This is a genomic window from Rhodanobacter sp. FW106-HT46G03, from assembly GCF_058789895.1.
In genome coordinates this window covers 2,517,848-2,532,735 of record NZ_JBYTCC010000001.1, presented here as the reverse complement: position 1 = coordinate 2,532,735, position 14,888 = coordinate 2,517,848, and the positions used below count along the sequence as shown (strand labels likewise).

Annotated in this window: 15 protein-coding genes; 10 read left to right on the top strand and 5 right to left on the bottom strand. The window is 67.4% G+C overall.

The genetic code is table 11. The features are described from left to right. The first annotated feature begins 4 nt into the window (after positions 1-4). Positions 5-1,834, top strand: coding sequence for a DNA mismatch repair endonuclease MutL (gene mutL, locus AC3WP6_RS11210; protein WP_492627788.1), 1,830 nt, complete (start codon positions 5-7; stop codon positions 1,832-1,834). Between the two features lie 64 nt (positions 1,835-1,898). Further along, complete coding sequence (locus AC3WP6_RS11205) at positions 1,899-2,819, top strand: DUF1684 domain-containing protein (protein ID WP_492627787.1); 921 nt, start codon at positions 1,899-1,901, stop codon at positions 2,817-2,819. 54 nt (positions 2,820-2,873) lie between these two features. Here the strand turns inward: AC3WP6_RS11205 and AC3WP6_RS11200 are convergent, their stop codons facing one another. Then, entirely contained in the window at positions 2,874-3,656 is a 783-nt protein-coding gene (locus tag AC3WP6_RS11200) for an enoyl-CoA hydratase/isomerase family protein (RefSeq protein ID WP_492627786.1), read from the bottom strand. 105 nt (positions 3,657-3,761) lie between these two features. Between AC3WP6_RS11200 and bamJ the strand changes: the two genes are divergently transcribed. Genes bamJ through AC3WP6_RS11180 form a run of 4 tightly spaced genes read left to right on the top strand, consistent with a single transcriptional unit; the run spans position 3,762 to position 6,181 of the window. Beyond that, entirely contained in the window at positions 3,762-4,517 is a 756-nt protein-coding gene (gene bamJ / locus AC3WP6_RS11195) for a BamJ family beta-barrel-assembly machinery protein (protein ID WP_492627785.1), read from the top strand. 40 nt (positions 4,518-4,557) lie between these two features. After that, positions 4,558-4,746 (top strand): DUF1289 domain-containing protein, encoded by a 189-nt coding sequence (locus AC3WP6_RS11190; protein WP_492627784.1) that lies wholly within the window; start codon positions 4,558-4,560, stop codon positions 4,744-4,746. After that, on the top strand, positions 4,746-5,336 hold the full coding sequence (locus AC3WP6_RS11185; RefSeq protein WP_492627783.1) for a CoA pyrophosphatase: 591 nt from the start codon (positions 4,746-4,748) through the stop codon (positions 5,334-5,336). Before AC3WP6_RS11190 ends, AC3WP6_RS11185 begins: the two co-directional genes overlap by 1 nt. Further along, positions 5,333-6,181: a sulfurtransferase gene (locus tag AC3WP6_RS11180; RefSeq protein WP_492627782.1), complete on the top strand. Its 849-nt coding sequence runs from the start codon at positions 5,333-5,335 to the stop codon at positions 6,179-6,181. The genes AC3WP6_RS11185 and AC3WP6_RS11180 overlap by 4 nt, the downstream gene beginning before the upstream one ends. A gap of 6 nt (positions 6,182-6,187) precedes the next feature. Here AC3WP6_RS11180 and AC3WP6_RS11175 read toward each other — a convergent pair whose 3' ends face one another. The 3 genes from AC3WP6_RS11175 to uvrA all read right to left on the bottom strand — a co-directional run bounded on the left by AC3WP6_RS11175 (position 6,188) and on the right by uvrA (position 10,449). Continuing rightward, complete coding sequence (locus AC3WP6_RS11175; RefSeq protein ID WP_492627781.1) at positions 6,188-6,949, bottom strand: enoyl-CoA hydratase/isomerase family protein; 762 nt, start codon at positions 6,947-6,949, stop codon at positions 6,188-6,190. A gap of 93 nt (positions 6,950-7,042) precedes the next feature. Beyond that, positions 7,043-7,462: an acyl-CoA thioesterase gene (locus AC3WP6_RS11170; protein WP_492628688.1), complete on the bottom strand. Its 420-nt coding sequence runs from the start codon at positions 7,460-7,462 to the stop codon at positions 7,043-7,045. 62 nt (positions 7,463-7,524) lie between these two features. Further along, positions 7,525-10,449, bottom strand: coding sequence for an excinuclease ABC subunit UvrA (gene uvrA, locus AC3WP6_RS11165; protein ID WP_492627780.1), 2,925 nt, complete (start codon positions 10,447-10,449; stop codon positions 7,525-7,527). Positions 10,450-10,637: 188 nt separating this feature from the next. On the opposite strand from uvrA, the gene rplU reads away from it, so the two are divergent. The 3 genes from rplU (at position 10,638) to cgtA (ending at position 12,462) form a co-directional block, all read left to right on the top strand. Further along, positions 10,638-10,952, top strand: a complete 315-nt coding sequence (rplU, locus tag AC3WP6_RS11160; RefSeq protein WP_492627779.1) for a 50S ribosomal protein L21 — start codon at positions 10,638-10,640, stop codon at positions 10,950-10,952. Between the two features lie 18 nt (positions 10,953-10,970). Next, positions 10,971-11,228 (top strand): 50S ribosomal protein L27, encoded by a 258-nt coding sequence (gene rpmA, locus AC3WP6_RS11155; RefSeq protein WP_492627778.1) that lies wholly within the window; start codon positions 10,971-10,973, stop codon positions 11,226-11,228. A 187-nt stretch (positions 11,229-11,415) separates the two neighbouring features. Then, positions 11,416-12,462: an Obg family GTPase CgtA gene (gene cgtA / locus AC3WP6_RS11150; protein WP_492627777.1), complete on the top strand. Its 1,047-nt coding sequence runs from the start codon at positions 11,416-11,418 to the stop codon at positions 12,460-12,462. Positions 12,463-12,583: 121 nt separating this feature from the next. On the opposite strand, the gene AC3WP6_RS11145 is transcribed toward cgtA, so the two are convergent. After that, the gene (locus AC3WP6_RS11145; protein ID WP_492627776.1) at positions 12,584-13,381 is read right to left on the bottom strand and encodes a cytochrome C assembly family protein; all 798 of its coding nucleotides are present in this window, start codon (positions 13,379-13,381) and stop codon (positions 12,584-12,586) included. Between the two features lie 102 nt (positions 13,382-13,483). Here AC3WP6_RS11145 and ffh point away from each other — a divergent pair, with 102 nt between their 5' ends. After that, positions 13,484-14,860 carry a signal recognition particle protein gene (gene ffh / locus AC3WP6_RS11140; protein WP_492627775.1) on the top strand — a complete coding sequence of 459 codons (1,377 nt, stop codon included), beginning with the start codon at positions 13,484-13,486 and terminating at the stop codon, positions 14,858-14,860. The last annotated feature ends 28 nt before the right edge of the window (positions 14,861-14,888 follow it).

Here is a 14,888-nt window from a genome sequence, read left to right as displayed (position 1 = left end):
GCGAATGTCCGTCATTCGTGCCTTGCCGCTGGATCTCATCAACCAGATTGCCGCCGGGGAAGTCATTGACCGCCCGTCGTCGGTGGTCAAGGAGCTGGTTGAAAACAGTCTCGACGCCGGTGCCGGCCGGATCGAGGTCGAGATCGAGCAGGGCGGCAGCCGGTTGATCCGCGTGCGCGACGATGGCGGTGGCATCGCTGCCGATGAACTGCCGCTTGCGGTGGCCGCACACGCCACCAGCAAGATCGCCAGCTTCGACGATCTCGAACACGTCGCCAGCATGGGTTTTCGCGGCGAGGCGCTGGCGTCGATGGCGTCGGTGTCGCGCTTTGCGCTGACCTCGCGGCTGCGCGACAGCGAGCGCGCGTTTCGGATCGAGGTCGACGGCGGCGCGATGCGTGCGGCGCGCCCGGCACAGCATCCGCCCGGCACCAGCGTTGAAGTACGGGACCTGTTCTACAACGTGCCGGCACGCAAGAAGTTCCTGCGCGCCGAACGCACCGAATTCGCGCACATCGACGACCTGCTGAAGTCGCTGGCCCTGGCGCGCGGCAGCGTCGAATTCCGGCTCAGCCACAACGGCAAGCCGGTACGGGTGTGGAAGCCGGCGCGCGACGAGCAGACCCGCCTGACCCGGGTGGCCGAGGTGCTCGGCGCCGAATTTCCCGCGCAGTGCCTGCACGTGGATCACACCGCCGCCGGCCTGCATCTCGCCGGCTGGGTCGGGCTGCCCACGGCGTCGCGGGCGCAGGCCGACCAGCAGTTTTTCTACGTGAATGGCCGCCTCGTGCGCGACCGCATCGTGGCGCACGCGGTGCGTCAGGCCTATGCCGACGTGCTGTTCCACGGCCGCCAGCCCACCTTTGTGCTGTACCTCGAACTGGACCCCGCAGGGGTCGACGTCAACGTGCACCCGGCCAAGCACGAAGTGCGCTTCCGCGAGCAGCGGCTGGTGCACGATTTCCTGTTTCGCACGCTGAGCGAAGCGCTGGCGCACACCAGTGCCGGCGAGGTGTCGTCGCAGGCGCAGGTCGCCGACGATCGGTTGCGCATGGGCGCCGGCAACGTGGCCACGCCGCCGGGGTTGCCGGCCGCCGCCCATGGCGCGTCATGGCCAAGCCATGTCAGCCAGAGCCGCCTCGCACTCGGTGTGCGTGACGCGCCGTTGGCCGAATACGCCGCGCTACTGGGGGCGGCACTGCCGCCGCGCGCGACGCCGCAGCCGTTGCCGGCGGACGAGCCGGGTGCAGCGCCGCCGCTCGGCTATGCCATCGCCCAGCTCAAGAGCATCTACATCCTGGCGGAAAATGCGCAGGGACTGGTGCTGGTCGACATGCACGCCGCGCACGAGCGCATCACCTACGAACGCTTCAAGGCCGGGCGCGCCGCCAGCAACCTGCGCTCACAACTGCTGCTGGTGCCACTCGCGCTGGCCGTCAGCGCGCAGGAAGCCGCGGCTGCCGAAGAACACGCCGAAGCCCTCGCGACGTGGGGCTTGGAGCTGTCGCGCAGCGGCCCGTCGAACGTGGTGGTGCGGCGCATCCCGGCCCTGCTCGAAGGTGCCGATGCCGCGCAGCTCACCCGCGACGTGCTTGCCGAGCTGGCCCAGCACGGCAGCTCGCGCCGCCTGCAGGAGCTGGAAAACGAGCTGCTCTCGACCATGGCCTGCCATGGTTCGGTGCGTGCGGGACGCCGGTTGACGCTGCCGGAAATGAACGCCTTGCTGCGCGACATGGAAGCCACCGAGCGCTCCGGCCAGTGCAACCACGGCCGCCCGACCTGGACCCAGTTGTCGATGGGCGAACTCGACCGGCTGTTCATGCGCGGGCGCTGAGCCGGCTTGTCGCCTCGGTGTTTGGACGTCCATACTGCCATGTGCCCTGCGATCGGTGATGCCCATGCTGCGCCTCGTTCCCCGTCTGTTTGCCTTGCTTGCCGGAGTCGCTACCGTGTCTGCTGCTGAAACACCCACCGCCTACACCCATGAGATCGAGGCGTGGCGCGCCGCGCGGGTTGCGCGGCTGACGGCACCGGATGGCTGGATCAGCCTGGTTGGCCTGGATTGGCTGCGTGCCGGCGAGAACCGCGTCGGCAGCGCGGCCGGCAACGACATCGTGCTCACCACCGGTCCGGCGCATCTCGGCACGGTCACGCTTGACGCCGGTGGTGCGACGCGCATTGTGCTGGCGCTGGACAGCGCTGCGACGGTCGATGGCAAGTCGGTGCGCGAAGCGGCGCTGGTCGACGACACGCACGCTGCTCCGGGCGCCACGCCAACCACCGTGCGGTTTGGCGACGCCAGCTTTTTCGTGATCGACCGTGACGGCCGCAAGGCGTTGCGGGTCAAGGATGCGAACGCGCAGGCACGCAAACACTTCGCCGGCATCGACTATTTCCCGATCGACCCAACCTGGCGCATTGAGGCCGACTGGGTGCCGTTTACGCCGGCGCACGCGCTCGAAATGGGTACCGCCATCGGCACCATCGACAAGGTGACGGTGCCGGGCAAGGCGGTGTTTACGCGCGACGGGCGCCGCTTCGAGCTGTTGCCGTATCAGGAAGAGCCCGGTGGCGAGCTGTTCTTCGTGCTGGCCGATCGCACCTCGGGCAAGGAGACCTACGGCGCGGCGCGATTCCTGTACGCGGCGCTGCCGGCGGGCGGACTCGACCACCCCGGCAAAGTGGTGCTCGACTTCAACCGCGCATACAACCCGCCGTGTGCGTTCACGCCCTTCGCCACCTGCCCGCTGGCGCCGCCGGAGAACCGCCTCGATCTCGCGGTGACCGCGGGCGAAAAGAAATACCGCGGCGGGCATTGACGGCCGTTGCGTCCCGCGGCGATCCAAATCAGGCGCGGGCGTTGGCCTTTCGGCTCATTGCCCCTTGAACGCCGCCTTGCGCTTCTCCAGAAACGCGCTGGTGCCCTCGCGCATGTCCTGCGTGGCAAACATCAGCGCAAAGCCCTGAGTCTCGAATTCTAGGCCTTGATCGAGCCCGGCCTCGCCGCCTTGCAGCACGGCATCAAGGATGCCGGCGGCGGCCAGCGGGGCGGCGGCCGCAAGCTGGTCGGCCAGCGCATTCACGGTGGCATCCAGTGCATCGGGCGCGACCACCTGGTTCACCAGCCCCAGCGCGTGTGCGCGGGCGGCGTTGATCGGGGTGCCGGTGAGGCACAGCTCCAGTGTGGCGCTGCGGCCGACGAGGCGCAGCAGCCGTTGGGTGCCGCCGAAGCCGGGAATCAACCCCAGGTTGATTTCCGGCTGGCCGAACTTGGCCTTGTCGCTGGCTACGCGCAGGTGGCAGGCCATGGCCAGCTCCAGCCCACCGCCCAGCGCATAGCCCTGGATGCGCGCAACGACTGGCTTGTCGAGCCGTTCGATCGTGGTCATCAGATGCTGGCCGGCACGTGAGAAGCCCTGTGCCTGGATCGAGGTGTAACCATGCATTTCGGCAATGTCGGCACCGGCCACGAACGCTTTTTCGCCGGCGCCGGCCAGTACCACGGCACGCACGGCGTCATCCTGCGCGGCTTGCGTGAAGGCAATCGTCAGCTCGTTCAAGGTGTCGCGGTTCAGTGCGTTGAGCTTGTCCGGGCGATTGACCGTGATCGTGCGCACGCCGCCGCGATTGCCGATTTCAAGATTGCGATAAGCCATGGGAAGCCTCGTGCGAAGTCATGTACGGCATGGTACCAGCGGGAACCTTTGCGGCCGGATATGCTCTCAACCCGGTAGCGTGGACAGCACGAGATGCGGGTTGCGATGACGAATGGCTTGACACGATGGTGCGCAGTGCTGGTTTGCGGCCTGCTTGCGGGGCCGCTGGCTGCGCAGGAGGCGCCCAAGACGGCCGCGCCGGCAAAGCTCGACAAGGCCAAGCTTTCCTACGCCATCGGTTACCAGATCGGCAGCCAGTTCGTCGATCGCCAGGGGCAGGCAGGCATCCCGGATATCGACATCGCCACCCTGCAGCGGGCCATGCTGGATGCCTACAACAAACGGGCGCCTAGCGTATCCATGCGGGCCATGCAGCAACAATTGCAGGCTTTCAACCAGCAATTGCGCAGCGATGCGCAAAACCAGTTCGACCAGCTTGCCGCAACCAATGCGCGCAAGAGCGCAGCGTTCATGGCGCGCAATGCGAAGCAGCCGGGGGTGATCCAGCTGCCGTCCGGCATCCAGTATTCGGTGCTCAAGCGCGGCGATGGCAAGGCCAGCCCGCTCGTGACCAGCACGGTGGTGGTCAACTACCGCGGCATGTTGATCGACGGTACCGAGTTCGACAGCACCTGGGCGCACGGTGCGCCGGTGAGTTTCACCATCGACCGGGTAATCCCCGGTTGGCGCGATGTGATCCCGCACATGCACGTGGGGGATCGCTGGAAAGTGGTGATTCCGCCGCAGCTCGCCTACGGCAAGGAGGGCGCGTTGCCGCGCATCGGGCCGAACGAGGCCCTGGTGTTCGAGATCGAACTGCTCGCGATCAAGCCGCCAACGACGGAAGCGGCGACGCCGTGAGCCGGCTCAGCGCGCGCTGCTAGAGCTAGACTTGTCGGACATGTATTTCGCAACGATTTCCCCACCCGTGGTACCCAGCACGCCATGCATCGGCGTGTGCTGGTTGGATGCCGACGGCTGGTGCATGGGTTGTCGCCGCAGCGGCGATGAAATTGCCCGCTGGCGCGATCTCGACGAGTCCAAACGCCTGCGCATCATGCGCCATGTGTTGCCGCAGCGGCCGCGGTGATGGACGGCTTTGCCAAGGCCTTGCTGCCGCTCTCGCAACCGCCGGCGGCACCGGCCTGGAACCATGCGGAGATCACCGGCGTACTGGGCACCGTCAAGCGGCGCCCGGCAGCGGTACTGCTCGGCATTCGCGATGAGGGCGATCCGCGGTTGATTCTCACGGTACGCAACGGGCACCTGCATGCGCACGCTGGCCAGGTGGCGTTTCCCGGTGGGCGCAGTGAGCCGGACGACGGCGGCGCGCTGGTCACGGCATTGCGCGAAAGCCACGAGGAAGTCGGCCTTGATCCGGCGCTGGTGACGCCGCTGGGGTATCTCGATTGCCTGGAAACCGTGAGCGGCTACTGCGTGACGCCGGTGGTGGCCACGGTGGCTGCCAGCGCACGGTTGCAGGCGGCGCCGGCCGAAGTGGCCGAGGTGTTCGAGGTGCCCATGGCATTTTTCCTCGACCCGGCCAACCAGCATCGCTACACCATGGATTACCACGGCTATCAGCGCGAGATGCTTGAATTCGTGCACGGTGGACACCGCATCTGGGGCGCCACCGCGGCGATCCTGCTCAATTTCTTGAAGCGCACGGGGCACGCATGAAAACCACGCTCGTCAGCGTTGCCGAACTCGCGTCCATGTCGGCCGCTGCGGTACTCATCGTCGATTGCCGCAAGGAACTCGCCGACCCCGCCAAGGGGCGCCACGACTACACGCTTGGCCACATCCCCGGTGCCGTGTATGCCGATCTCGACAGCGAGCTGTCCGACCTGTCGAAAACGGGGCTCGGCCTGGGCCGCCATCCGCTGCCGTCGGCGGCCGCCTTTTCGCAGACGCTTGCGCGTTGGGGCTGGCAACCCGGCTTGCAGGTGGTCGCCTATGACGCCGGCAATGGCGCGATGGCGGCCGCGCGCCTGTGGTGGCTATTGCGCTACGCCGGCCAGCCGGCGGTGGCCGTGCTCGATGGCGGCTACGCCGCCTGGCTTGCGGCAGGGCAAGGGCGGGAAACCGCCGCGCTGCGGCGTACACCTAACCCCGTGAGCGTCCAGTTCGACGCTGCGCAAGTCGTGCTTGACCACGCCGCGGTGCTGGCCACACCCGCGCCATTGCTGGTCGATGCCCGCGCGGCACCGCGCTACCGCGGCGACAGCGAGCCGCTCGACCCGGTGGGCGGGCATGTGCCCGGCGCGTTGAACCGCCCGTTTGCGGACAACCTCGCGGCCGACGGCCGCTTCAAGCCGGCTGCCGAGTTGCGGCGCGATTTCCTCGCGCTGATCGGCAACCGGCCCGTCAACGAGGTGGTGCACATGTGTGGCTCCGGCGTCACCGCCTGCCACAACCTGTTGGCGATGGAATACGCCGGGCTCGCGGGCTCGCGCCTGTACGCGCCCTCGTGGAGCGGTTGGTGCAGCGACCGCACGCGCCCGGTGGCAACCGGCGCGGCGTGATCGGGGTCAGTGGGTGGACTTGCTCTTGAGCCGGGCCACCAGTGCCTGCAACGTGGCTTGGGTTTCCGCTGCGAAGTAGTCGGCGAGGAAGTCGTCCAGCGGCAGGGCGTCGACGTCGGCAAAGGTGGCTGTGAGGTCGGCGCGGGCGAGGCGACGGGTGGCGAGCATCGCGCGCGGCGGCAGGGCGAGCAGGTCGGTCATCCATTGCAGTGCCTGCGGCACGACGGCTTCCGGCGCGGCCAGCGCGTCGACGTAGCCGCACGCCAAGGCTTGCTGGGCGTCGAGCATGGTGCCGGCAATCAGCAGGCGTTCGGCGCGGCGGGCACCGATCACGCGGCGCAGCGCGAGCTGGATGCAACCGGGCACCGTGAGGCCGACCTGCACCTCGTTCAGGCCGATTTTCCAGGCTCCGTCGGCCATCACGCGGTGGTCGCACATCAGTGCCAGCACCGCGCCGCCCGCCGGGCTGTGGCCGGTAACGGCGGCGGCCAGCGGCACTGGTGAGCAGGCCAGCGCTGCAGTGGTGGCGAAGAATTCGTGCCAGTAGGCGCGCGCGCCGGCGTGGTCGAGCGTGAGCAGGGTCGGCACGTCGACGCCGGCCGAGAACATGCCAGGCTGGCCCGACAGCACGATGCCGCGCGTGCCGCCGGCAACGGCATGGTCGAACGCGGCGTGCAGCGTCTGCAGCAGTTCGAGGTTCAGCGCGTTGACCGGCGCGCGCGCAAGGCGCAGTTCGGTGATGTCGCCCTGCGGAAGGATGTCGAGCATGGAGATTTCCCCAAATGATGGCAATGCGCAGGCACACAGCCTTGCGCGGTGTCGGTCGCCGTGCAACTGCCGACTGCAGGTTGCGCGGCGGGTTCAGCCGATGGCGTCGCGAATGGCCTGCGGCAAGGGTACGGGTTTGCCGGTGGCCGGGTTCATCCACACCAGCACGACGCGGCCGTCGCTGTACAGGCAATCCGGATCGCCGGCGTCGGCGATGCGGTGCGCGAGCGTGAGCGAGCTGTTGCCCAGCCGTTCGCACGCCAGTTCGATGGCGAGTTGCGCCGGCCACGCGATCGGCCGGCGGTAGTTCACCTCGCTGCTGGCCAGCACCGGCATCGAACCCTCGCCGAACCACTCGCCGCGAACCTGCTGCAACCACTGCAGGCGCGCTTCCTCAAGAAAGGTGAGGTAGTTGGCATTGTTGACGTGGTTGAACGCGTCAAGGTCGCGCCAGCGCACCGTGAGGCTGGCGGTAAACAGGCTGGTGGGCGCGACCGGAGGCGGTTCGGGCATGGGTTTGGCGCGTTTGCCGCGGCGGGCTGACGGCTTCGCGTCGGGGGTAGTGGTGTCGGTGGTCATGGGATCTTGTTGCGCGCGCGCAGTGGCTTGTACTTGTCGAGCGAAGCGATGTGCTTCAGCGTGGTACGGGTCTTTTTCGGCTTGCGTGCCGGGTGCGCCTTGGCGAGCAGTGGGGCGAGGAACTGGCCGGTGTAGGAGCCAGGGGTGGCGGCGACGGTTTCCGGCGTGCCCTGCGCGATGATGCGACCGCCGCCGTCGCCGCCTTCCGGGCCGAGGTCGACAATCCAGTCAGCGGTCTTTATGACGTCGAGGTTGTGTTCGATCACCACCACCGTGTTGCCCTGTTCAACCAGCTGGTGCAGCACGTCGAGCAACTGGTCGATGTCGTGGAAATGCAGCCCGGTGGTGGGCTCGTCGAGGATGTACAGGGTGTGCCCGGTGTCGCGCCGCGACAGCTCCTTGGACAGCTTCACGCGCTGCGCCTCGCCGCCGGAGAGTGTGGTCGCGCTCTGGCCGAGCTTGATGTAGTCGAGCCCGACCGCGTGCAGGGTGTCGAGCTTGCGCGCGATCGTCGGCACGTTCTCGAACAGCGTCAGGGCTTCCTCCACCGTCATCGCGAGCACGTCGGCGATGGTGTGGCCCTTGTACAGCACCTCCAGCGTTTCGCGGTTGTAGCGCTTGCCGTGGCAGGAATCGCACGGCACGTAGACGTCCGGCAGAAAGTGCATCTCCACCTTGATCAGGCCGTCGCCCTCGCACGCCTCGCAGCGGCCGCCGCGCACGTTGAAACTGAAGCGGCCGGCCTCGTAGCCGCGCGCGCGCGCCTCCGGCACCTGCGCAAACAGCTCGCGCAGCGGCGTGAACAGCCCGGTATACGTAGCCGGGTTCGAACGCGGCGTGCGCCCGATCGGCGACTGGTCGATCGCCACCACCTTGTCGAACAGGCCCATGCCTTCGGCCGCTTCGAACGGCGCCGGCTGCCCACTCGCACCGTTGAGTTCCTGCGCCGCGAGCTGGTAGAGCGTGTCGTTGATCAGGGTGGATTTGCCCGAGCCGGAGACGCCGGTGATGCAGGTGAAGAGCCCGGCGGGGATCGCCAGGTCCACGTGCTTGAGATTGTTGCCGTGCGCGCCCTTGATCCGCAGCCAGCCATCGGCGACCGGTGCGCGCCGCTGTTTCGGCACCTCGATCACGCGCTCGCCGGAGAGGAACTGGCCGGTGATCGAACGCGGCACGGCAACCAGGTCTTTCACCGCGCCTTGTGCCACCACTTCGCCGCCGTGGGTGCCGGCGCCGGGGCCGATGTCCAGCACGTAGTCGGCGGTGCGGATCGCATCCTCGTCGTGCTCCACCACGATCACCGTGTTGCCGAGGTCGCGCAGGCGGGTGAGGGTACCGAGCAGGCGTTCGTTGTCGCGCTGGTGGAGGCCGATGGAAGGCTCGTCGAGCACGTACATCACGCCGACCAGGCCGGCGCCGATCTGGCTGGCGAGGCGGATGCGCTGCGCTTCGCCGCCGGAGAGCGAATCGGCCTGGCGGTCGAGCGTGAGGTAGTTCAGCCCCACGTCGCGCAGGAAGGTGAGTCGCTCGCGGATCTCCTTGACGATCTTCGCCGCGATCTCGCCGCGCCAACCGGTCAACGCGAGGGTCGCGAAGAATGCCAGCGCGTCGTCGATCGAACGGTTGGTCAGCGCCGGCAGCGCGGTGTCGGCCACGAACACGTTGCGCGCGGCGCGGTTCAGTCGCTGGCCGCCGCACTCGCGGCACGGCGTGTCGCTGATGTACTTCGCCAGCTCGTCGCGCACCGCGGGCGAATCGGTCTCCTTGTAGCGGCGTTCGAGGTTCGGCAACACGCCTTCAAAGGCATGCTCGCGGGTGACCTTGCCCCCGCGCTCGGTGAGATAGCGGAACGCGATCTTCTCCTTGCCGCTGCCGTACAGGATCGCCTCGCGCGTGGCCTTGGGCAGCTCGCGCCACGGCGTGTCCACGTCGAAACCGTAATGCGCGGCGAGCGACAGGATGAGCTGGAAATAATGCGGGTTGCGCCGATCCCAGCCACGCACCGCGCCGGCGGAAAGCGCCAGCTCGGGGTGCGCGACGACGCGCGCCGGATCGAACACCTGGGTCACGCCGAGGCCGTCGCAGGTGGGGCAGGCGCCGATCGGCGAGTTGAACGAAAACAGCCGCGGTTCGAGCTCGGGCAGCGAGTAGTCGCACACCGGGCAGGCGTAGCGCGAGGAGTAGAGCTGCTCCTTCGCCTTCGGATCGTCGATGTCGGCCACGATCGCCAGCCCGTCGCCGAGGCGCAGCGCGGTCTCGAACGATTCGGCCAGCCGCTGCTTGATGTCCTCGCGCGGGCGGAAGCGGTCGATCACCGCCTCGATCGTGTGCTTGATGCGCAGCCCGAGCGGCGGCACCGCATCCAGCTCGTACACCGCGCCGTCGACACGGGCACGCACGAAACCCTGCGCGCGCAACTGTTCGAACACCTGCACGTGCTCGCCCTTGCGCTCGCGGATCACCGGCGCCAGCAGCATGTAGCGCTTCGCCGCGTCCTGCGCGAGGGTCGCATCCACCATCTGGCTCACCGTCTGTGCTTGGAGCGGAATGCCGTGGTCCGGACAGCGCGGGGTGCCGACGCGCGCGTAGAGCAGGCGCAGGTAGTCGTAGATCTCGGTGATCGTGCCCACCGTGGAGCGTGGGTTGTGCGAGGTGGACTTCTGCTCGATCGAGATCGCGGGGGAGAGCCCCTCGATGCTGTCGATGTCGGGCTTTTCCATCATCGACAGGAACTGCCGCGCGTAGGCCGACAGCGACTCCACGTAGCGGCGCTGGCCCTCGGCGTAGATGGTGTCGAACGCGAGCGAACTCTTGCCCGAACCGGACAGTCCGGTGATGACGATCAACTGGTTGCGCGGCAGGTCGACGTCGATGTTCTTGAGGTTGTGGGTGCGCGCGCCGCGGATGCGGATGGTGTCCATGCGTGAAACGACAAAGCGAAAGAACCACTGTACCAAACTGCGCAGGTCACTTATTGTCTTGAGGAGTGGCAGCGGCGGCGGTGGTCATGATTTGACCAGCACACGGAGGCTCCGCTATCCTTCGCCGTTCGTCCGACCCGATACGGCCGTGACGGAACCCAAGAGAATAACGACAGAAGGGCCATCCCATGAGTTACGCAGTCATCAAGACTGGCGGTCGGCAGTTCCGTGTGCAGCAGGGCGACGTCCTGCGCGTCGAGCTGTTGCCCGCCGAAGAAGGCGCCACGGTCACCTTCAACCAGGTGTTGCTGGTTGGCGAAGGCGAGTCGGTCACGGTCGGTGCGCCGATCGTCGAAGGTGCGACGGTGTCGGCCACGGTGCGCAAGCACGGTCGCGCCGACAAGGTGCGCATCATCAAGTTCCGCCGCCGCAAGCACCACAAGAAGCAGCAGGGTCACCGGCAGCATTTCACCGAAGTCGAGATCACGGGCATCAACGCCTGAGCAACTGGAGCACAAGTCATGGCACATAAAAAGGGCGTAGGTTCCAGCCGCAACGGTCGCGATTCGAACCCGAAATATCTCGGCGTCAAGGTCTACGGCGGCCAGGCCGTCAGCGGCGGCAACATCATCGTGCGCCAGCGCGGCACCCAGTTCCACCCGGGCCACGGCGTCGGCCTCGGCCGCGACCACACGTTGTTCGCGCTGACCGACGGCAAGGTCGAGTTCAAGATCCGTGGCGAACACGGACGACGATTCGTCAGCGTGGTCAAGGGCTAAGCGGCTGGACCCGACAAAAAAGGCCCCGCTTCGGCGGGGCTTTTTGTTTGTGTTGCCGGGATTCGGGATATGGGATTCGGGATTCGCCAAGACGGGATCCCGGCAACCCGGTTGCCGTGTTGCGTGCGTTCGCGCCAAAGTGCTTTTCCGAATCTCGAATCCCCCTCCCGAATCCCGGTTCTCCACCATGAAATTCGTCGACGAAGCGATCATCCACGTGCAGGCCGGGGCCGGCGGCAATGGCTGCGCGAGTTTCCGGCGCGAGAAGTTCATTCCGTTCGGCGGGCCGGATGGCGGCGACGGCGGCAATGGCGGCTCGGTGTGGATGGCCGCGGACGAGGGCTTGAACACGCTGGTGGATTTCCGTCACCAACGGCATTTCAAGGCGCAGCGTGGCCAGGGCGGGATGGGCAGCCAGATGTACGGCAAGGGTGGCGAGGACACCGTGATCCGGGTGCCGGTCGGCACCGTCATCACCAACGTGGATACCGACGAGGTGATCGGCGACCTCACCGCGCACGGCCAGCGCCTGCTGGTGGCGCAGGGGGGCAAGGGCGGTCTCGGCAATATTCATTTCAAGAGTTCGGTGAACCGCGCGCCGCGCCAGTTCACCAACGGTACGCCGGGTGAGGAGCGCGACCTGAAGCTGGAGCTGCGCCTGCTCGCGGACGTTGGCCTGCTCGGGTTTCCCAACGCCGGCAAGAGCACGTTCATCCGCGCGGTGTCGGCGGCGACGCCGCGGGTGGCGGATTACCCGTTCACCACGCTGCACCCGAGCTTGGGCGTGGTGCGCCTCGGCGCCGACCAGAGCTTCGTGATTGCCGACATTCCCGGCCTGATCGAAGGCGCGGCCGACGGCGCCGGGCTCGGCATCCAGTTCCTGCGCCACGTCTCGCGCACCAGCCTGCTGCTGCACCTGGTCGACATCGCCCCGGTGGACGACACCGACCCGGTGGCGCAGGTGCGCGCGATCGAGGAGGAACTCGCGAAGTTCAACCCCGAACTGCTCGAACGCCCGCGCTGGCTGGTGCTGAACAAGGCTGATGCCCTGCCGGAAGACGAGCGCTCCAAGGTTGCCGAGGACATCGTCCGCCGGCTCGACTGGCAAGCCCCATGGTTCCTGGTTTCCGCCCTCGCCCGCGACAACACACTCACCGTCTGCCAGGCCGTGCAGCGCTTCTTTGAGGAACAGCGCGAAGCCGCCGCCGAGCCGCCGGCCTCCGGCAACCCGTAAGCACATCGGTCATGCGCTGGTGAAGCCGTCAGGCTGAAGCCCAACCCACGGGGGAACTGCAAGCCCGTGCCGTGCTTTTGCTCTAACGAATCCCGAATCCCATATCCCGAATCCCGGGTACTCACACCACGCGGTGCAGCACCAGCTCCAGCACCGCCTTGCTGCCGAAGAACGCCAGCAGCAGCACGGCCATGCCGGCGAGGCACAGGTTGACGGCACTGCGGCCACGCCAGCCGTGTTTCCAGCGGCCCCACAGCAGGGTGCCGAAGATCAGCCAGGCGACCACGCTCAGCACGGTGGTGTGGATCAGGTGCTGGGCGCGGATGTTCTGGATGAACAGCGCGCCGCTCAGCAGGGTAAGTGTGAGCAGCAGGAAACCCGCCCCGATCAGGCGGAACAGCAGCGATTCGGTCTGCACCAGCGGTGGCAGTGCCAGCAGGGGCCGGGTTGGCTGGTGGGTGCGCAGGGCACGCTCCTGCACCGCCAGCAACACGGCGATCACGGCGGCGATCGACAGCACGCTGTAGCCAAGCAGGGCGATGGCGACGTGCAGGCTGATCTGCCAATCCAGCGGGAGCGGCGTCGTCGGCGGTGCGAGAAACGCATCCAACGCCAGCAGCAAGGCGGCAATCGGGAACACGATCACGCCCAGTGCGGCGACCGGGCGCGACACGTTGACCAGTAAGGTCAGCGCCGCGACCACGCAGCCCACCAACGACAGCGCAGCAAAGAAATGCAGGTCGAGCCGGCCGCTATGGGCGCCGAACAGCACGCCGGCGTGCAGCACCACGGCCAGTGTTGCTACCGCCAACGCGAGGTGACGCAGGCCCGGCGTGGCGTGTGGCGGGCGGATCGCCAGCCCCCCGGCGCTGCCGAGGTAGAGCACGATGGCGAGGATGGCAGGCAAGGCAAGCGACATGGTGGGAGAGTTTCGCACAGCACTTGCCTTGCCTGCATGCGGCGCGGCCGCGCGTGGCGCCTCCGCTATACTTGTGCGTTCCGCACGATCGATGCCGCTGCCATGTTCGAATCGCTCAGCCAACGCCTGTCCGCCACCGTCAACCGCCTGCGCGGTCGCGGCCGGCTGACCGAGGAAAACATCCGCGAAGCGCTGCGCGAGGTGCGCATCGCGCTGCTCGAGGCCGACGTGGCGCTGCCGGTGGTGCAGGCGCTGATCCAGCGCGTGAAGGTGCGTGCCGTCGGCCAGGACGTGATGAAGAGCCTGTCGCCCGGCCAGGCGCTGGTGAAAGTGGTCAGCGACGAGCTAACCACCGTGATGGGCACGGCCAACAGCGAATTGAATCTCGCCGCGACGCCGCCCGCGGTGGTGCTGATGGCGGGCCTGCAGGGCGCCGGCAAGACCACCACCGTGGCCAAGCTCGCGCGTCTGCTCACCGAGCGGCGCAAGAAAAAGGTGATGGTGGTGAGCTGCGACGTCTACCGTCCGGCCGCCATCGAGCAGTTGCGCACCCTGGCCGGGCAGGTCGGGGTGAAGTTCTTCCCGTCGGAAGCCGGGCAGGATCCCGTCGCCATCGCCAAGGACGCGCTGGCTGCCGCACGGCGGGAAGTGGTCGACGTGCTGCTGGTCGATACCGCCGGCCGCCTGCACGTGGACGCGGCCATGATGGCCGAGATCAAGGCCTTGCACGCGGCGATCACCCCGGTCGAGACCCTGTTCGTGGTCGACTCGATGACCGGCCAGGATGCGGCCACTACCGCCAAGGCGTTTGCCGACGCGCTGCCGCTCACCGGCGTGGTACTGACCAAAACCGACGGCGATGCCCGCGGCGGCGCGGCACTCTCGGTGCGCTACGTTACCGGGCGGCCGATCAAGTTCCTCGGTGCGGGCGAAAAGACCGACGCGCTCGAACCGTTCCACCCCGATCGTGTGGCGCAGCGCATCCTCGGCATGGGCGACGTGCTCTCGCTGGTCGAGGAGGTCGAGCGCAAGGTCGATCAGGAAAAGGCGCAAAAGCTCGCCCAGAAGGTGATGAAGGGCAAGCGCTTCGACCTGAACGACATGCGCGACCAGCTCGAACAGATGAACAACATGGGCGGCCTCGCCGGGCTGATGGACAAGCTGCCCGGTGTTTCCGCGCTGCCCGACAGCGTCAAATCCAAGGTCAACGACGGTGAAATCAAGCACATGGTGGCGATCATCCAGTCGATGACCGCCAAGGAGCGCCGTCACCCCGATCTGCTGAACGGCTCGCGGCGGGCCCGTGTTGCGCGCGGTTCGGGCACCCAGCCGGCCGACGTGAATCGCGTGCTCAAGCAGTACATGCAGATGGAAAAGATGATGTCCAAGCTGTCGCGCGGCGGCGGCAAGGGATTGTTGCGCCAGATGAGCGGGGCGCTGCGCGGCATGGGAGCCGTGCGTGGCCTGCCGCCGCGGTAAGGTCGACCACCGGGCGACCCTATTCCAT